The organism is Pseudomonas sp. NyZ201 (assembly GCF_049860765.1).
GTDB lineage: Bacteria > Pseudomonadota > Gammaproteobacteria > Pseudomonadales > Pseudomonadaceae > Aquipseudomonas > Aquipseudomonas bharatica.
This window is the reverse complement of record NZ_CP187557.1, coordinates 836,521-854,564: the sequence shown is the minus strand read 5'-3', so window position 1 is coordinate 854,564 and position 18,044 is coordinate 836,521. Positions and strand designations below refer to the sequence as shown.

Annotated in this window: 18 protein-coding genes; 11 read left to right on the top strand and 7 right to left on the bottom strand. The window is 65.2% G+C overall.

The window, feature by feature from the left end:
• Positions 1–5: 5 nt before the first annotated feature.
• Complete coding sequence (locus ACPFMA_RS03910; protein WP_425929719.1) at positions 6–1,925, bottom strand: tyrosine-protein phosphatase; 1,920 nt, start codon at positions 1,923–1,925, stop codon at positions 6–8.
• A gap of 262 nt (positions 1,926–2,187) precedes the next feature.
• Here ACPFMA_RS03910 and ACPFMA_RS03905 point away from each other — a divergent pair, with 262 nt between their 5' ends.
• The 8 genes from ACPFMA_RS03905 to ACPFMA_RS03870 all read left to right on the top strand — a co-directional run bounded on the left by ACPFMA_RS03905 (position 2,188) and on the right by ACPFMA_RS03870 (position 10,717).
• Positions 2,188–2,922: an AzlC family ABC transporter permease gene (locus ACPFMA_RS03905; RefSeq protein WP_425929718.1), complete on the top strand. Its 735-nt coding sequence runs from the start codon at positions 2,188–2,190 to the stop codon at positions 2,920–2,922.
• Positions 2,919–3,245, top strand: a complete 327-nt coding sequence (locus tag ACPFMA_RS03900; RefSeq protein ID WP_009394850.1) for an AzlD domain-containing protein — start codon at positions 2,919–2,921, stop codon at positions 3,243–3,245. The genes ACPFMA_RS03905 and ACPFMA_RS03900 overlap by 4 nt, the downstream gene beginning before the upstream one ends.
• 279 nt (positions 3,246–3,524) lie before the next feature.
• Positions 3,525–5,060, top strand: a complete 1,536-nt coding sequence (locus tag ACPFMA_RS03895; protein WP_425929717.1) for an ABC transporter ATP-binding protein — start codon at positions 3,525–3,527, stop codon at positions 5,058–5,060.
• Positions 5,061–5,073: 13 nt separating this feature from the next.
• Positions 5,074–6,174 (top strand): ABC transporter permease, encoded by a 1,101-nt coding sequence (locus ACPFMA_RS03890; RefSeq protein ID WP_064302009.1) that lies wholly within the window; start codon positions 5,074–5,076, stop codon positions 6,172–6,174.
• Between the two features lie 56 nt (positions 6,175–6,230).
• Positions 6,231–7,157 carry an ABC transporter permease gene (locus ACPFMA_RS03885; protein ID WP_425929716.1) on the top strand — a complete coding sequence of 309 codons (927 nt, stop codon included), beginning with the start codon at positions 6,231–6,233 and terminating at the stop codon, positions 7,155–7,157.
• Between the two features lie 306 nt (positions 7,158–7,463).
• Complete coding sequence (locus tag ACPFMA_RS03880; protein ID WP_420058306.1) at positions 7,464–8,546, top strand: BMP family ABC transporter substrate-binding protein; 1,083 nt, start codon at positions 7,464–7,466, stop codon at positions 8,544–8,546.
• A 164-nt stretch (positions 8,547–8,710) separates the two neighbouring features.
• Positions 8,711–9,676 carry a 2-oxoglutarate and iron-dependent oxygenase domain-containing protein gene (locus tag ACPFMA_RS03875; protein ID WP_420058305.1) on the top strand — a complete coding sequence of 322 codons (966 nt, stop codon included), beginning with the start codon at positions 8,711–8,713 and terminating at the stop codon, positions 9,674–9,676.
• A gap of 249 nt (positions 9,677–9,925) precedes the next feature.
• The gene (locus tag ACPFMA_RS03870; protein ID WP_425929715.1) at positions 9,926–10,717 is read left to right on the top strand and encodes an outer membrane protein OmpK; all 792 of its coding nucleotides are present in this window, start codon (positions 9,926–9,928) and stop codon (positions 10,715–10,717) included.
• 179 nt (positions 10,718–10,896) lie between these two features.
• Here the strand turns inward: ACPFMA_RS03870 and ACPFMA_RS03865 are convergent, their stop codons facing one another.
• On the bottom strand, positions 10,897–11,349 hold the full coding sequence (locus tag ACPFMA_RS03865; protein ID WP_009394857.1) for an Lrp/AsnC family transcriptional regulator: 453 nt from the start codon (positions 11,347–11,349) through the stop codon (positions 10,897–10,899).
• Positions 11,350–11,463: 114 nt separating this feature from the next.
• On the opposite strand from ACPFMA_RS03865, the gene ACPFMA_RS03860 reads away from it, so the two are divergent.
• Positions 11,464–12,078 carry a LysE family translocator gene (locus ACPFMA_RS03860; RefSeq protein ID WP_064302013.1) on the top strand — a complete coding sequence of 205 codons (615 nt, stop codon included), beginning with the start codon at positions 11,464–11,466 and terminating at the stop codon, positions 12,076–12,078.
• A 5-nt stretch (positions 12,079–12,083) separates the two neighbouring features.
• On the opposite strand, the gene ACPFMA_RS03855 is transcribed toward ACPFMA_RS03860, so the two are convergent.
• The 5 genes from ACPFMA_RS03855 to ACPFMA_RS03835 all read right to left on the bottom strand — a co-directional run bounded on the left by ACPFMA_RS03855 (position 12,084) and on the right by ACPFMA_RS03835 (position 15,615).
• Positions 12,084–12,296, bottom strand: a complete 213-nt coding sequence (locus ACPFMA_RS03855) for a PLDc N-terminal domain-containing protein (RefSeq protein ID WP_425929714.1) — start codon at positions 12,294–12,296, stop codon at positions 12,084–12,086.
• A gap of 68 nt (positions 12,297–12,364) precedes the next feature.
• On the bottom strand, positions 12,365–13,372 hold the full coding sequence (locus ACPFMA_RS03850; protein WP_425929713.1) for a zinc-dependent alcohol dehydrogenase family protein: 1,008 nt from the start codon (positions 13,370–13,372) through the stop codon (positions 12,365–12,367).
• A 148-nt stretch (positions 13,373–13,520) separates the two neighbouring features.
• Positions 13,521–14,114 carry an HAD family hydrolase gene (locus ACPFMA_RS03845; RefSeq protein WP_425929712.1) on the bottom strand — a complete coding sequence of 198 codons (594 nt, stop codon included), beginning with the start codon at positions 14,112–14,114 and terminating at the stop codon, positions 13,521–13,523.
• Entirely contained in the window at positions 14,111–14,980 is an 870-nt protein-coding gene (tesB, locus tag ACPFMA_RS03840) for an acyl-CoA thioesterase II (RefSeq protein WP_009394882.1), read from the bottom strand. Before tesB ends, ACPFMA_RS03845 begins: the two co-directional genes overlap by 4 nt.
• 65 nt (positions 14,981–15,045) lie before the next feature.
• Positions 15,046–15,615 (bottom strand): GNAT family N-acetyltransferase, encoded by a 570-nt coding sequence (locus ACPFMA_RS03835; RefSeq protein ID WP_064302016.1) that lies wholly within the window; start codon positions 15,613–15,615, stop codon positions 15,046–15,048.
• Positions 15,616–15,724: 109 nt separating this feature from the next.
• Between ACPFMA_RS03835 and ACPFMA_RS03830 the strand changes: the two genes are divergently transcribed.
• Together ACPFMA_RS03830 and ACPFMA_RS03825 are read left to right on the top strand one after the other, a co-directional pair.
• Positions 15,725–16,639 carry a histone deacetylase family protein gene (locus tag ACPFMA_RS03830; RefSeq protein WP_009394884.1) on the top strand — a complete coding sequence of 305 codons (915 nt, stop codon included), beginning with the start codon at positions 15,725–15,727 and terminating at the stop codon, positions 16,637–16,639.
• A gap of 151 nt (positions 16,640–16,790) precedes the next feature.
• Positions 16,791–18,029, top strand: coding sequence for a TIGR03862 family flavoprotein (locus tag ACPFMA_RS03825; RefSeq protein WP_425929711.1), 1,239 nt, complete (start codon positions 16,791–16,793; stop codon positions 18,027–18,029).
• Positions 18,030–18,044: the final 15 nt, after the last annotated feature.

Here is an 18,044-nt window from a genome sequence, read left to right as displayed (position 1 = left end):
GCGGGTCAGAACTGATAGCTGGCCTTCAGATTCCCGCTGACGCCATGACTCTCGCCACCCGCGATGACGCCAAGGTCAGCCCCCACACTGAAGTCCCCCTGGCTAGCCGTCAGGCTGAAACCGCCACTGAACTGGTCACGGCTGTCGAACGCCGCCCGCTGCTCGACATCCAGCCCCAGCAGATGGCCCTGGCTATCGACGTCATGGTTGCCCAGCGCATGCTCGTAACCTACGTCGAGTCCCGGCGTCAGTCGCCAGCCGGCACCCAGCTCATGCGCTGCGAAGGTGGCCTTGACGTTGGCAAAGGCACTGCGCCGGGTTTCCTGCAACCCTTCCACCTGCAAGGCCAGCTCGCTGCCCTTCTCCTGGAAGCCATCGAGATCCACCCGGCTGACCCGCACCCCCAGGCTCGGCTCGACCGTGACACCCGACATCGGCATCCGGTAGCCCAGTGCCAGGCTCGCACCCGCCAGGGTGCCGTCGGTATCGCCCTTGGCCGCGCCGAGACCACCACCCAGTTCCCGCTTGCTGTCGTAGTCCAGCCAGCCGCCACTCAACCCGGCGTCAAGGAAGAGGCCACGGTCCAGCGTGTCGAAGGCGAAACGCGCACCGGCCTTGATGAAGGTCAGGCCGGTATCCACATCACCACCCGCCGCCCCGACGCTGCCATTGCTGTAGCCAAAGCCGGCATGCGCACTGAGCTGCTCGGAGAAACGCTGGGTAATGCCGACCATCATTCCCTGGGTATGCTCGTTGCTGCTCGCTGCCCGCGAGGAGCCATCGGTGCCCTGGTACCCGGCCAGCGCCGTGGTCCACAAGCGATACTGGCCGATCTTCAGGTCGGTGCCGCTGGCATAGGGCGCCGCCGCGTTGTCCAGCAGCGCGCCCTGGCGCAGCAGGTAGCTGACCGCGTCGGCATGCACCTGCCCGCCCACGGTCGCTTCGACACCGCCGAGGGTGCCCGCATCGATCGCCGATTGCAGGTAGTAGTTGTAGGCCGTGTAGTCCCCGGACAGGCTGCTGTTCTGCAATTGCGACAGTAGCCGAGCCCCCGCCGCCGAGTTGCCCAGCAGGTCGGCAGCCCCCGGCAGGCTGTTGTAGAACACCATCTTCCCACGCAGTACGTAGATGGTTTCCTGGGACAGGCCGAGGCCTTCCTTCAGGTAATTGTCCATGCTGCCGTATTTGGCGGTTACCTCGTCGAGGCCGGCTTGCAGGTAGCTGGCCTGCACACCGAGCAACGGCTCGTAGATCGCCGCCATGCTCGCCGGCAGTGCGGCCAGGGTGGCGGCGACACGAGCAGCGGTGTAGTCGTTGGTGGCCAGGTAGTTTTCCATGATGGTCGCGCTGTCCACCCCGGCGATGCTCAGCAATACGGCGGCGGTCCAGCCGGTGCGGTCCTTGCCCGCGGTGCAATGGAACAACGCGGCACCGTCGGCCGCAGCCAGTTCGTTGAACAGTGCGCTGAATTGACTGCGCATACCGCTATCGCTGACGAAGGCGCGGTTGGTTTCCTCCATCATCGCCACGGCCTGGGCGGCGCTGGTGAAGGAAATGTTGGTCACGTTCGCGCCGGACGCGGTGCCGCCGATGATGTCGATGTTCTGGTACACCGCGCCGCTCGGCAGGGTGTCCGGGGTCGCGGCGATCTCGCTCGGGGTGCGCAGGTCGTAGACATTGGAAATGCCGAGGGTATTCAACGTAGCCAGGTCCGACGCCGTCGGGGTCAGGGCATTGGAGCGATAGAACACGCCCGAACGCATCGTGCCGTCATTGACCGTGGTGTAGGCCGTCGTGGTACCGGCGATATCGCGGAAGTTGTCGATACCGGTCAGGCGCGGGGTGTCGAGGTCGTAGGTCCCGGCGGCCTGGGCGGCGATGGACAGGCTGAGGGCGGACAGGGAAAACAGGACACGGAGCAACACGGCGTAGCCTCTTTCAGGGAAGTGAGGCGGCTACTATCTTCAGGGCGTTGTGACTGGATATTACAAACCCCCAGCACAGGAAAATGCCGGCGCGATCTGTCCGCATGCTGCGTTTTTCGTCCGTGATGGCTGCCCCGGGCAATCAGCCAATCCTGCATAGGCAGGACGTCCGGCTCGTCGGCGACAACCGAGAAGCCCTACACTCTATCCCGCGATGCAGACGGATGCGTCTGTCATACAAAACCTATAACAAGGAGGCGAAATGCCTTACCCCTCCGGCCGTGCAGCCTTTGGCGCGGGCGTCCGTGCCTTGCTGCCCCTCACGCCCGGCGTCATCCCCTTCGGCCTGGTCACCGGTGTCATGGCGGTCAAGATGGGCATGAGCCCGACCATGGCCATCGGCATGACCCTGCTGTTCTATTCCGGCTCGGCCCAGATGGTTGCCCTGCAACTGATCCAGGGCGGCGTGCTGCCGGTGGCGATCGGCGCCACGGCGCTGATCATCAACCTGCGCTTCATCATGTACAGCGCCTCGCTGGCGCCCTATCTGCACGCGTTGCCACGGCGCTGGACCTGGCCGCTGTCGTACATGCTTTCCGACCAGGCCTACGCGCTGTGCGTCTTGAGACTGTCGTCCGGCGAGCTGGGGCGCTATGGCTATCACTACTACGCGGGCACGGCAGCGGCCATGTGGCTGGCGTGGAACCTGTCGGTAGTGGCAGGCGTATTCGTCGGTGGGAGCATTCCGGAAAGCTGGTCGCTGGGTTTCACCATTCCCCTGTCGTTCCTCGCCTTGCTGGTGCCGGGGATCCGCAATATCCCGGCGCTGGTGGCGGCCATCGTCGGCGGCGGGATTGCCGTGGCGGCGGTGGATCTGCCGTACAACCTCGGGCTGGTGACGGCGTCGATCGGCGGAGTGGTTGCTGGGGTGGTCACGGAAAGCCTGCGCAGGAAAGCGTCGGAAACGGACTATCGAGCAGAAGGAGAAAGCCAATGAGCGACCTGGCCTTGTGGGGACTTTTCCTGGCCGTCGGGGTGGGGACCTTTGCCTTGCGCCTGTCCTTCGTCGAACTGTACGGCAACCTGCGTGTGCCGCCGCTGGTGAGCCGGGCCCTGGCCTATGTGCCGGCCAGCGTACTGGCGGCGCTGGTGCTGCCGGCGGTGGTGTATCCGGAAGGGCACGGGGATTTCGTGCTGGGCAATCCGCAGATTCCGGCGGCGGTGCTGGCGGCGCTGGTGGCGTGGAAAACCCGCAATACCGTGCTGACCCTGGCGGTGGGGATGGGGGCTTTGTGGGGGCTGAAGATGCTCATGCACTGAAGGCCTCATCGCCGGCAACGCCGGCTCCCACAAGGTCCGGCGGTGTTCGCGCACCCTGTGGGAGCCGGCGTTGCCGGCGATGAGGCCCTCAGAAGCACCGCACCAGTTTGATGCCCCCACCCGCCCCAAAACCAATCACTCTCCCCTTCCTGCCCCCTTCCAAACCACCTTCCTACAAACCCACAACCCCTTTACCCCGGCCCCTCCAGTAATAATCTGACCACTTGGCCATGTTTTTGCTTTGCAAGCTGCTCAACACACTGATCCCCGAGCAGTCCCATGTCCGAATCCCCCCTGCGCCTGGAGCTACGCGCCATTACCAAGCGCTACCCCGGCACCCTGGCCAACGACCGCATCGACCTGCGTATCGGCGCCGGTGAAATCCATGCCCTGCTCGGCGAGAACGGCGCGGGCAAGAGCACCCTGATGAAGATCATCTATGGCGTCACCGCCCCCGACTCCGGCCAGGTGCTGTGGGAGGGCCAGCCCGTGCAGGTGCGCGATCCGGCCCAGGCCCGCCGGCTGGGGATCGGCATGGTGTTCCAGCATTTCTCCCTGTTCGAGACCCTGACCGTCGCACAGAACATTGCCCTGGCCCTGGGCCGCGAAGCGGGTACGCCAGGGCAACTGGCACCGCGCATCCGCGAGGTCTCCCGGCGCTACGGCATGGGCCTGGAGCCGGAGCGCCTGGTGCACAGCCTGTCCATCGGCGAGCGTCAGCGGGTCGAGATCGTTCGTTGCCTGATGCAGGACATCAAGCTGCTGATCCTCGACGAGCCGACCTCGGTGCTGACGCCCCAGGAAGTCGACGAGCTGTTCATCACCCTGCGCGCCCTGGCCGCAGAGGGCTGTTCGATCCTGTTCATCAGCCACAAGCTCAACGAGGTCCGCGCCCTTTGCCACAGCGCCACGGTGTTGCGCGGCGGCCGGGTCTCGGGGGATTGCGTACCGGCCGAATGCAGCGACCTGCAACTGGCGCGGCTGATGGTCGGCGATGCCGAGGGCCTGGAGGCCAGTTACCCGAAAAGCGCAGGCCAGCTGCCGCGCCTGCGGGTAGACGACCTGACCTGGCGCAACAAGGACCCCTTCGGCACCTCCTTCGAACACCTGCGCCTTGAAGTGCGCAGCGGCGAGATCGTCGGTATCGCCGGGGTCGCCGGCAATGGCCAGGACGAGTTGCTGGCGCTGCTCAGCGGCGAAACCCGCCTGCCGGCCGGCGAGCGCGAACGCATCACCCTCGATAACCAGCCCATGGCCAACCTCTATCCCGACGCCCGTCGCGCCCTTGGCCTGGCCTTCGTTCCCGCCGAACGCCTCGGCCACGGCGCCGTGCCGGATATGAGCCTGGCCGACAACGCCCTGCTCACCGCCTTCCAGCAAGGCCTGGTCAGCCGCGGCTTGATCCGCTCGGGCAAGGTGCTGGAGCTGGCCGAGCGGATCATCGAGCGCTTCGCAGTGAAGACGCCGGATGCCCAGACCACGGCGCGCAGCCTTTCCGGCGGCAACCTGCAGAAATTCATCCTCGGCCGCGAGATCCTGCAGAACCCGAAACTGCTGGTCGCCGCGCACCCGACCTGGGGCGTCGATGTAGGTGCCGCCGCGGCGATCCACCGTGCGCTGATCGCCCTGCGCGATGCCGGCGCGGCAATCCTGGTGATCTCCGAAGACCTCGACGAACTGTTCCAGATCAGCGACCGCATCGGCGCCCTGTGCAGCGGTCGCCTGTCGCCGCTCAAGGCCACCGCCGAAACCCATACCGTGGAGGTCGGCGGCTGGATGGCCGGCCAGTTCGACACCACGCAAGACGCTGCCTGACGAGAAGCCTGCCATGTTGCTATCCCTTGAACCCCGTACCCGGCAGTCCCGCGCCATGCTCCTGCTGTCGCCCCTGCTCGCCGGGCTGCTGACCCTGCTCAGCGGAGCGCTGCTGTTCAGCGCGCTCGGGCATGACCCGCTGCCAACCTTCCACACCCTGCTGATCGAGCCGGTCAGCGATCTCTATGGCCTCTCCGAACTGCTGCTCAAGGCCCTGCCGATCCTGTTGTGCGCCCTGGGCCTGGCGGTGGCCTACCAGGCACGGATCTGGAACATCGGCGCCGAAGGCCAGTTGCTGATGGGCGCCCTGGCCGGCAGTGCCCTGGCCATCCAGATCATCGACTGGGACAGCCGCTGGGCGCTGCTCTGGGTCCTGCTCGCCGGGACGCTCGCCGGGGCCTTGTGGGGAGCGCTCGCGGCGTGGCTGCGCACGCACTTCAACGCCAACGAGATCCTCACCACCATCATGCTCAACTACATCGCCCTGAACCTGCTGCTGTTCTTCGTCCACGGTCCGCTCAAGGATCCGGACGGCTTCAGCTTCCCGCAGTCGGCGATGTTCGGCGATGCCAGCCGCCTGCCGGCGCTGTTCGAGGATGGCCGGGTGCATATCGGCCTGTACTTCGTCCTGCTCGCCCTGGTGGCGGTGTGGGTGCTGCTGCACAAGAGCTTCCTGGGCTTCCAGATCAAGGTGCTCGGCCTCGACCAGCGCGCCGCCGGATTCGTCGGTTTCCGCGAGAAGCGCCTGGTCTGGCTGGCGTTGCTGATCAGTGGCGGCCTGGCTGGGCTGGCCGGGGTCAGCGAAGTCAGCGGACCGATCGGCCAACTGGTGCCGCAGGTGTCGCCGGGCTACGGCTATGCCGCCATTACCGTGGCCTTTCTCGGCCGCCTCAATCCCCTCGGCATCCTCGTCGCCGGGCTGCTGATGGCGCTGCTCTACCTGGGCGGTGAAAACGCGCAGATGAGCCTCAACCTGCCGCAGTCCCTGACCGGGCTGTTCCAGGGAATGATGCTGTTCTACCTGCTCGCCTGCGACGTGCTGATCCTTTACCGGCCGCGCCTCAAGCTGGGCAGGCGCCAGCCCGTGCGCCTGCCCGAACCGGCGAATGCCTGACTCCGACTGACTTTTCGTTTACCCGCGCCAATGGCGCGCGGGCTGAGGTTTCGATTATGGATCCCGATCTGCTTGGCAACATTCTCTACGCCATGGTGCGCTGCGGCACACCGCTGCTGCTGGTCGCCCTGGGCGAGCTGGTCTGCGAAAAGAGCGGCGTACTCAACCTGGGCCAGGAAGGCATGATGCTGTTCGGCGCGGTGGCGGGCTTTATCGCCGCCTTCGCCACCGGCAACCTGTGGCTCGGCGTGCTGATGGCCTGCCTGGCCGGCATGCTGCTGTCGGCGCTGTTCGCCCTGGTAGCGCTGGGCTGCCAGGCCAACCAGGTGGCGACCGGGCTGGCCCTGACCATCTTCGGCGTGGGCCTGTCGTCCTTCATCGGCTCCGCCTGGGTCGGCAAGCCGCTGACCGGCTTCGAACCGGTGGCGATCCCGCTGCTGTCGGAGTTGCCGATCGTGGGCCACATGTTGTTCAACCAGGATGTGCTGGTCTACCTATCCTTCCTGCTCTTCATCCTGATCGCCTGGGTGCTGCTGAAAAGTCGTACCGGGCTGGTGCTGCAGGCTGTGGGTGAAAACCCGGATGCCGCCAGTGCCATGGGCCTGCCCGTGCTGCGTGTGAGAACCCTGGCGGTGCTGTTCGGCGGCGCCATGGCCGGCCTGGCCGGTGGCTATCTGTCGCTCGCCTACACCCCGATGTGGGCCGAGAACATGACCGCCGGGCGTGGCTGGATTGCGCTTGCCCTGGTGGTGTTCGCCAGCTGGCGGGTGTTCCGCGTGCTGCTGGGGGCGTACCTGTTCGGCCTCGCCAGCATCCTGCACCTGGTGGCCCAGGGCATCGGCGTGAGCTTCCCGGCCAACCTGCTGGCGATGCTGCCCTATGTCGCGACCATCCTGGTGCTGGTGGTGCTGTCGCGGGATGCGATCAAGACCCGCTTGTATGCACCGGTGTCGCTGGGGCAACCCTGGAAGGGTGGGCGGTGAAGCAGCAGCCGTGACACGGCCCCTGTGGGAGCGGGTTCACCCGCGATTACGGTGGTGAATTCACCGACGCCATCGCGGGTGAACCCGCTCCCACAGGGTGCAGCGGCGCACCAGCGATGGGCGACCCGGACTCACTGACGCACCACTCCAGTTCCCTGAAATCACCACCCAGCCAGCCAGCCCCGCAAAACACCATTTTTTGCCCACATGGTCAGCTTTTTGCACTGACGTTTTGCACTGACTTTTTGCACTACCCAGAAAAGCCCGACACGGCCATTAGAAAAGACCCACAGGAGCCCACCCCCGATGCAACAGAAGAAAAGCAAGAACCTGCTGCGCACCCTGGCCGCCGCCATCGGCCTGAGCACCGCACTGTCCGCCTCCGCCGCCGATCCGTTGAAGGTCGGTTTCGTCTACATCGGCCCGATCGGCGACCACGGCTGGACCTACCAGCATGAACAGGGCCGCCAGGCGCTGATCAAGCAGTTCGGTGACAAGATCGACACCAGCTTCGTCGAGAACGTACCGGAAGGCGCCGACGCCGAGCGGGTCATCCGCAACATGGCCAAGGGCGGCTATGACCTGGTCTTCGCCACCTCCTTCGGCTACATGAACCCCACCGCCAAGGTCGCCAAGCAATTCCCGAAAGTCACCTTCGAGCACGCCACCGGCTACAAGCAGGACAAGAACCTTGGCACCTACCTGGCCACGTCCTATGAAGGTCGCTATGTCGGTGGTTACCTCGCGGCGAAGATGACCAAGACGAAAAAGATCGGCTACGTCGCCTCCTTCCCGATCCCGGAAGTGCTGCGCGACATCAACGCCATCCAGCTGGCCCTGGACAAATACAACCCGGGCACCGAGATCAAGGTGGTGTGGGTCAACTCCTGGTTCGATCCAGGCAAGGAGGCGGACGCCGCCAACGCCCTGATCGACCAGGGCGTCGACGTGCTGTTCCAGCACACCGACAGCCCGGCACCGATCCAGACCGCCGAACGCCGTGGCGTCTATGCCGTGGGCTACGCGTCGGACATGGCCCACTTCGGGCCGAAAGCGGTGCTGACCTCCATCGTCAACAACTGGGGCCCGCATTACATCAAGAGCACCCAGGCGGTCATGGACGGTACCTGGAAGTCGCAGGACTACTGGGGTGGCCTGGCCGACGGCACCGTCGAACTGCCGATCAGCGACCTGGTCCCGGCCGACGTGAAAAGCGGCGCCGAGCAGATCATCGCCAGCATCAAGGACGGCTCGTTCCACCCCTTCACCGGCCCGATCCTCGACCAGGCCGGCGCCGTCAAGATCCCTGAAGGCAAGGTGGCCACCAATGCGGAACTGGCCGGCATGAACTACTACGTCAAAGGCATCACCGCGCAACTGCCGAAGTGATCGCCAGGCGGGAGCGCCGCTCCCGCCCGCCCATGTGCCGCCGTCCCTCCCATGAGAACCGCGCACAAGGCCGGCCCCGCCGGCCTCTTCGCTGCCTGGGTACGAGAAGACTCGCAGCACTGCGGACCACACCCTGGTACGGTCCGTCCTTCCCGGAGCCATTCATGAACACCCTGCCGATCATCGACATCACCCCGCTGTACCAGGACGATCCCGCCGCCCGCCAGACCGTGGCCAGGCAGATCGACGCCGCCTGCCGGCAATGGGGTTTCTACTACATCAAGGGACACCCGATCGCAGCGTCACGCATCGCCGAACTCAAGGCCATCGCCGAGGACTTCTTCGCCCGCCCGGTCGAAGAGAAACTGCGAATCGACATCACCCAAAGCGCCCATCACCGCGGCTACGGCGCCATCGCCACCGAGCAGTTGGACCCGAGCCGCCCGAGCGACCTGAAGGAAACCTTCGACATGGGCTTCCACATGGACGCGCAGCACCCCGACGTGCTGGCGAAAAAACCGCTGCGCGGCCCCAACCGCCACCCGGATATCCCCGGCTGGGAAACACTGCTGCAACAGCATTACCAGGACATGCACCAGTTGTCCCTGACCCTGCTGCGAGCGATGGCCGAAGCGCTGGGCATCGAGGCGGATTTCTTCGACCGGCGTTTCGCCGAGCCGATCAGCGTGTTCCGCATGATCCACTACCCGCCGCGCCAGAGCGCCAGCAGCGCCGACCAGCAGGGCGCCGGGGCGCATACCGACTACGGCTGCGTGACCTTGCTGTACCAGGACAACGCGGGCGGCTTGCAGGTGCAGAGCCTGGACGGCGAATGGATCGACGCGCCGCCCATCGAGGGCACCTACGTGGTCAATATTGGCGACATGATGGCGCGCTGGAGCAATGACCGTTACAAGTCCACGCCGCATCGGGTGATCAGCCCGCTAGGGGTAGACCGCTACTCCATGCCGTTCTTCGCCGAGCCCCATCCGGATACGGAAATCAGCTGCCTGCCGAACTGTTCCGGCCAGGACAACCCGGCCCGCTACCCGGCCGTTTCGTGCAGCGCCTACATGCTCTCGCGCTTCGCCGATACCTACGCCTACCGCCGCGAGGAAGCCCAGGCCTGATCCGCAACCAGGCCCCGTGATGGCGCGACGACGCGCCATCCTGAAGCACCTTCGCCAGGCACGACGCCGCGCAACCCCTTGGTTGCGCGGCGTCGTGCGTTTACAGGCCGCGAAAAAAGCCGGGGCGACGAAATTATTACGATTTCTGTCCATCTGGACAGGAATTGGCACCCTTCCTGCTCTATCGAGAAAGCCTGACCAACACGACAGGTTCACCCCTTGAAAAACACAAGAAATCAGGAGCTTTCGATGATCCGCACCACTACTTCCATGCTGCTGGCGGGCAGCGTGCTGGCAACCGGTCAGGCCCTGGCCGGCGACCTTCTGCTGTGGCAGGACAACAGCCTCACCTACCTCAACGGCATCGACTTCAAGGTCGATCCGCCGAAGCAGCAGACCGTCACCTTCGAGCACGCCAGCGGCTGGAGTTTCGGCGACCTGTTCTTCTTCGTCGACGGCATCAAGTACAACACCGAGGCCACCAACGGCGCGGGCGACGGCCACAGCTTCTACGGCGAGTTCAGCCCGCGCCTGTCGTTCGGCAAGATCACCGGCACCGACCTGTCGTTCGGCCCGATCAAGGACGTGCTGCTCTCGGCCACCTATGAATTCGGCGAGGACGATGTCGATACCTATCTGATCGGCCCCGCAGTGGACCTGAACATCCCCGGCTTCGACTACTTCCAGCTCAACACCTACCTGCGCACACCGGATGGCAAGCGTGACGGCAAGGGTGTCTGGCAGATCACCCCGGTGTGGAGCTACACCGTGCCGGTGGGCAATTCCAACGTAGTCGTCGACGGCTTCATCGACTGGGTGGTGGACAATGACAAGAGCTACCACGCCAACTTCCACTTCAACCCGCAGATCAAGTACGACCTGGCCAAGGCCATGGGCTGGGGCGAGAAGTTCTATGTCGGGGTGGAGTATGACTACTGGAGCGACAAATACGGGATCAGCCACGACAGCTACCTGGGCCAGGAAGTGCTGGGCGGAACGAACCAGAGCGCGATCAGCCTGCTGGTGAAAGCGCACTTCTGAGGCCAGTCCGAAGAACAAAACATAACTCTTTGATTTGCACGGGCCCTGTGGGAGCGGGTTCATCGGACCGCCGAACCGCCGCGATTGCTATGGTGAATCCACTACCGTAATGGCGGCGGTTCGGCGGTCCGATGAACCCGCTCCCACAGGGCCGCGGTCAGCCTCGAAACGGTACCGGCTCATAACGGCAATGCCCGCCCCTGGATCACCTGCTTCATCACCAGCGTCGAACTCAAGCGCTGCACGTTCGGCAAGCGTGCCAGATGCTCGTCGTAGAGCTGCTGGAATGCCGGCAGATCGCGGGTGACGATGCGCAGCATGTAGTCCGGGTCGCCGAACAGACGCTGGGCTTCGAGGATCTGTGGAATCTCCGGCAGCGCCGCCTCGAAGGCATGCACCGCCTGCTGGTGCCCTTCACGCAAGGTCACGAAAACGATCGCGGCGAAATTGAGCCCCAGCTCGGTCGGCGACAGGTACGCGCGATACCCCTGGATCACCCCCGACTCCTCCATCGCCCGCACCCGTCGATGACAGGGTGAAAGGCTGAGGCCGACCCGCTCGGCCAGTTCGGTCAGGGATTGCCGGCCATCCCGTTGCAGCTCGGCAAGAATCTTTCGATCAATACGGTCCATCAGGAAGGATCTTCCACATTCAGGGCGAACCCGGAGGATATACGAAAGATAATTCCCGCAGCGCTTGCGTAGTCTTCTGAAGACATCTTCAGCGCAAATCCCGGGGAGTTTCCGATGACTGTCAGTGTCCTGGCCGCCTTTTGGGCGGTGTCGTTTCTGTTCGTGATTACCCCGGGCGTGGACTGGGCCTACGTCATCTCCGCCGGAATCCGCGGACGCTGGGTGGTACCGGCGGTGGCCGGATTACTGGCAGGGCATCTGCTGGCGACGCTGATCGTCGCGGCGGGCGCCGGAGCGCTATTGGCCAGCAACCCGGCGGCACTGTCGGTGATGACCCTGGTCGGCGCCGCGTACTTGCTGTGGATGGGCGTGAACATGCTATGGAAGCCTTCGACGCCCTCGGCCGGCGAGGACAAGGCGGAGTCATGGTCGCGCTGGGTGTTGCGCGGGTTCTGCGTCAGCGGGCTGAACCCCAAGGTGTTCCTGCTGTTCCTGGCGCTGCTGCCGCAGTTCACCGATCCGCTGTCCAGTTGGCCGGTGCCGGGCCAGATCCTTGCCCTTGGCCTGCTGCATCTGCTGAGCTGCGGGATCATCTACCTGCTGGTCGGCTATAGCGCTCGCAGCGTGTTGCAGGCCCGGCCGGCGGCGGCACGCAATGTCAGCCGCCTGTCCGGGCTGGCGATGATTGCCATCGCCGCCGTGCTGTTCGGCGAGCGGCTGCTCGCCTGACCTGGTCAGCCTTCCTTGGACAGGGGTACGCCGGGTCGCGACTTGGGCCCGCTCAGTCCCCAGGTGATCAGGCCGATCACCGGCACAAAGACCACGAAGACGATCCACATCATCTTGTTCTCGGCCCGCGCCGGGCTGCCGATGATGCGTTTGATGGCCCAGACCTCGAGCACCGCCAGCAACACCGCGAGGGTGATCCACAAATGTCCGTGTTCCATAGGCTGTCTCCCGTTTGGCTGTTTGCATTGGGCACGGCAGACGCCTCGGGGTTCATTCGGATTGCGGATCAGAAGCTCAGGCAGATCTTGCCGAAGTGCCGGTTGCTTTCCTGGTAACGGAACGCCTCGACGATCTGCTCCAGCTCGAACGCCTTGTCGATCACCGGGCGCAGGCCATTGGCATCGATCGCCCGGATCATCGCCTGCTGCTGCGCACGGCTGCCCACCAGCACGCCCTGCAAGCGGATCTGCCGGACCAGCGCCTGAACCAGCGGCAACTGCCCGGCGACTCCGGTCAGGATGCCGATCAGCGAAACATGCCCGCCAATCCGCGCGGCGATCATGGATTGTTCGAGGGTCGCCGGGCCGCCCACTTCGATCACATGGTCCACGCCACGGTTATCGGTCAGGGCGCGCACCTTCTCGCCCCAGTTCGGCGTGCTGCGGTAGTTGATCACTTCATCAGCGCCGAGGGTCTTCAGGCGCTCCAGCTTCTCGTCGCTGGACGACGTGGCGATCACCGTAGCGCCCGCCGCCTTGGCGAACTGCAGGGCGAAGATCGAGACGCCGCCGGTACCTTGCACCAGCACGGTATCGCCCGGCTTGAGCGAGTCATCGGCCATCAGCGCACGCCAGGCGGTAAGGCCGGCGGTGGTCAGCGTCGAAGCCTCGGCATGGCTGTAGCCCTTGGGTGCGCGGGTGAAGGAGGTGGCACGGGCGGTCACAAGCTCACGCGCATAGCCATCGATACCGTCGCCCGGCACCGTGGCGAAGCCTTCCACCAGCGGCTCGCCATCGAGCCAGTCAGGGAAGAAGGTGCTGACCACCGAATCGCCCACGGCGAACTCGCTGCCCCCCTCGCCCACCGCGATCACCTCGCCGGCGCCGTCGGCCATGGGGATACGCGGTGCGCTCGGGCCCCACATACCGCTGACCACGGCGAAATCGTGATAGTTGAGGGAGTTGGCGTGCAGGCGCACGGTGATCTCGCCGGCGGCCGGAGCTGCGGCTTCCGCGCTGCCCAGGCCGACCTTGTCGTAGCCGCCGCCGGGTTGAACGTAAATGGCTTTGCTCATGGGGTTCTCCTGGGAGTAGGTGATAGTTCGGCTTGTGAGAGAAACCTGTGGGAGCCGGCGTTGCCGGCGATGAGGCCAGTCTGGACACAGCCGGTGCCCGATCGGGCCTCATCGCCGGCAACGCCGGCTCCCACAAGAGTCTTCAGGATCAATATCCGAGCAGGACCCGCAACGCCCGGCAATCCGCCGCATGCCAGTCCGCCAGTTCCGGCCAGGGATTGTCCGGCAGGTTCACCAGCACCGTGCGCGTACCCGCCGCGCGGCCACAGTCCAGATCGAAACGATAGTCGCCGACCATCACCATGTCAGCCGGCTGCACCGCCCAGGCCTCGGCCAGTTTCAGCAGGCCGCCCGGATGCGGCTTGGGCGGGGCCTCGTCTCGCCCGAGGATGCTGTCCACCGGGAAGCAGTCCGCCACGCCGATGGCGTCCAGCGTCACATGGGCCAGTTCCCGCGCATTGCGGGTCAGGATACCCAGTTGATAGCCAAGCCCGGCCAGTTCCCGCACCAGTTCCACCGCACCTTCCGCAGGTTTCGAGGCAATCGCCAGGTCGCGCTCGTGCTCCAGCAGCCAGGCGTGCTTGGCTTGCGCTTCTTCGGCAGGCAAGGCGGCAAGGTGGGTGAGGATGTCGTCCTCCGGCGGAATGCCCAGCGCTTGGCGAATCGCGGCGAAGTCATGCACGGCCACGGTCAGGGTGCCGTCCATGTCGAACACCCAGTGGCGAATGTCCTTGAGGCTCATGCCCAGTCCTTGCGGTGACGGATCAGCCCTTCCTGGCAGGACGAGGCCACCAGTTGCCCGGCGCGGTTGAAGATGCTGCCCCGGGAGAAACCGCGGCCATTGCCGGCCCAGGGGCTGTCCATCGCATACAGCAGCCACTCGTCCGCGCGCAGGTTGCCGTGGAACCACAGGGCGTGGTCGAGGCTGGCGATCTGCATGTCCTTGTGCCACACCGACTTGCCATGGGGCATCAGCGAAGTGGTCAGCAGGCCGAAATCGGAGGCGTAGGCCAGCATGTACTTATGCAACGCCTGGGAGTCCGGCAGGGTGCCGTCGGCGCGGAACCAGGCGTACTTCACCGGGTCGCCGGGCTTGGGATTGAACGGGTCCTTCTCGGTGACCGGACGCACCTCGATGGGCTTGGCGCACAGCAACTTGTCGCGGATGTGTTCCGGCAGCCGGTCGGCCACGGAACGCGCCAGCTCGACTTCCGACGGCAGGTTTTCCGGGCCCACCACCTCGGGCATCTGGCCCTGGTGCGCGAAGCCTTCCTCGTCGTACTGGAACGAGGCGCTGCAGGTGAAGATTGGGTGGCCCTTCTGGATCGCGGTGACGCGCCGGGTGCTGAAGCTGCCGCCGTCACGCACGCGGTCTACCGAGTAGACCACCGGCATGCTGGCATCGCCCGGACGCAGGAAGTAGCCATGCAGGGAATGCACGTGGCGCGCCTCCTCGACCGTCTGGCTCGCCGCCGAAAGCGACTGGCCGAGTACCTGGCCGCCATAGAGCTGGCGGAAGCCCAGGTCCTGGCTACGACCGCGGAAGAGGTTTTCCTCGATCGCTTCCAGACTCAACAGATCGACCAGATCGTCCAACACATGGCTCATTCGAGATTCTCCAAAGCAAGGCCCAGGCGGCAAATGATACAGGGTTTGTCCGAATATTCGCGGGTTCAGCCGCGCAAGGTGGCCTGCCATTGGGCCCGGTCAATGCGATACAGCACATGGGGACGCAGCGGGTGGCCGGGTTCGAGTTTAGGGTGCTCAAAGTCGCCGGCGGGGTCTGCCTGCATGCCGATGGCCTGCATGACCTTCTGCGAAGCGAGGTTCTCGCGGGTGGTGAACGACACCACTTCCTCCAGGCCGAGCTGGGCGAAGGCACAGCGCAGGCAGGTCCAGGCCGCCTCGCTGGCGAAGCCCAGGCCCCAATGGCGACGGGCCAGGCGCCAGCCGATCTCCACCGCCGGGGTGAAAGCGGCGTCGAAGCCAACGTTGAGCAGGCCGGTCATGCCGATGAAGGCCCCGGTGTCCTTGCGCTCCAGCGCCCACAAGCCATAGCCGTATTCGGCGAAATGCCCGCGGATCTTGCCGATCAGCGCGGCGCTTTCCAGCCGGCTCAGGGGTGCGGGGAAATAGCGCATCACCTGCGGGTCGGCGCACAGCGCAGCGAATTCCTTAAGGTCGTCGTCCTGCCATTGGCGCAGCACCAGGCGCGCGCTTTCCAGCTCGAGAATCTGCGTCATCGATGGCTCCAGGGTCCATGGCCTCGCAGTCTACAGCGTAGGCAGGCAATGCTGGCTACGCCCGGCCCTCATCGGGCAAGATCACCCGGTACCCATCGCCGGACCCGCCATGCGCCTGCCTCTTGTTTACCACGATGACTACAGTCCGGAATTCCCCGCCGGGCACCGCTTCCCGATGGACAAGTTCCGCCTGCTGCACGACCACCTGATCGCCAGCGGCCTGACGACCGATGCCGAGCTGCATCGCCCGGACATCTGTCCCAACGACATCCTCGCCCTGGCCCATGATCGCGCCTATATCGAGCGCTACATGAACGGCGAACTGTCCCGCGAGGACCAGCGCCGCCTTGGCCTGCCCTGGAGCGAGGCGCTGGCCCGGCGCACCGTGCGCGCGGTGGGCGGCTCGCTGCTGGCCGCCGAACTGGCGCTGCAGCACGGCATCGCCTGCCACCTGGCCGGCGGCACCCACCATGCCCATTACGATCATCCGGCAGGCTTCTGCATCTTCAACGACCTGGCGGTGATCAGCCATTACCTGCTGGAAGCCGGACGGGTGCACCGCGTGCTGATCTTCGATTGCGACGTGCACCAGGGCGACGGCACGGCGCGGATCCTCGAACACACCGCGGACGCGATCACCGTATCCCTGCACTGCGAGCAGAATTTCCCGGTCCGCAAGGCCCGCAGCGACTGGGATATCCCGCTGCACCGGGGCATGGGCGATAGCGAATACCTGAAGATCGTCGATGACGCCCTGAACTACCTGCTGCCGCTGTACCAGCCAGACCTGGTGCTGTACGACGCCGGGGTCGATGTGCACAAGGACGACGCCCTCGGCTATTTGCAACTGACCGATGCCGGCGTCGCTGCCCGTGATACCTGCGTACTGCGTCACTGCCTGGGCCGGGATATCCCGGTGGTCGGGGTGATCGGCGGCGGCTACAGCAAGGACCGCGAGGCCCTGGCCCGACGCCACGGCATCCTCCATCACAGCGCGCAACGGGTGCTGGATTACCCACAATGACTGTGGAACCGCTTGTGGATAACCTGCGGGAAAGCCCTTCCGCCCCCGTGAAACCGGGGCTGCGCGGCGCTTGATCGTTTTTTGTACAGTGCCCTGCCCGCCTCGCCTCGGGTAGAATGCGCGGCCTACTTATCCCCAGCCTGCCGCCACCATGACCGATTCCCGCACCACCGTCCCTGCCCACGTCGCCATTATCGGCGGCGGCCCCGCCGGCCTGATGGCGGCCGAAGTCCTGGCCCTGGCCGGGGTCCGGGTCGATCTGTACGACGCCATGCCTTCGGTGGGGCGCAAGTTCCTTCTGGCCGGGGTGGGCGGGATGAATATCACCCACTCCGAAGCCTACGCGGATTTCGTCTCCCGTTACGCCGAGCGCAGCGGCGAGATCGGCGCGTTGCTGCAGGGCTTCGATGCCGATGCCTTGCGGAAGTGGATTCATGGGTTGGGGATAACGACCTTCGTCGGTACGTCGGGTCGGGTTTTTCCCACCGACATGAAGGCCGCACCGCTATTGCGTGCCTGGCTCAAGCGCCTGCGCGACGCCGGAGTAGTTATCCACACCCGGCACCGCTGGCTCGGATGGAACGACGAAGGCGCGCTGCGGATTGGTTATCCACAGGGTGAGCTGGCGATCCGGCCCGACGCCACGATCCTCGCCCTCGGCGGTGGCAGTTGGGCACGCCTGGGCTCGGACGGCGCCTGGCTACCCTGGCTGACCGAACGGGGCGTGGACATCGCCCCATTGCAGGCGGCCAACAGCGGCTTCGAAGTCGCGGCCTGGAGCGAGCTGCTCAAGCAGAAATTCGCCGGGGCACCGTTGAAGAACATCGCCTTGAGCCTGCCGGGGCAGGCACCGCGACTGGGCGAGTTCGTCCTGACCGAAGGCGGGGTGGAAGGCAGCCTGGTCTATGCCTGGTCGTCGCAGATTCGCGAAACCATCAACCGTGACGGCCAGGCCACGCTATTGCTGGACCTGCTGCCGAACAAGGCTGTGGACAAGATTGCTGCTGCGTTGAGCAAGCCGCGTGGATCGCGGTCGATGGCGAAACATCTTCACGGGCAACTGGGGCTCGACGGGGTGAAGGCCTCGCTGCTGCGCGAGCTGACCGGCCCGGAGGTATTCGCCGATCCGCAGAAGCTGGCGGCGGCGATCAAGGCCCTGCCCATCGTACTGGTGCGTGCGCGACCGCTGGATGAGGCGATCAGTACCGCTGGCGGGGTGCGCTTCGAGGCGATGGACGAAGGGTTGATGCTCAAGCAGGTGCCCGGTGTGTTCTGTGCCGGGGAGATGCTGGACTGGGAGGCGCCCACCGGGGGATATCTGCTGACGGCCTGTTTTGCCAGTGGCATGAGGGCCGGATTGGCGGTGCTGGAGTGGCTTGGCAGGGATTGATGGATTGGCTGTACC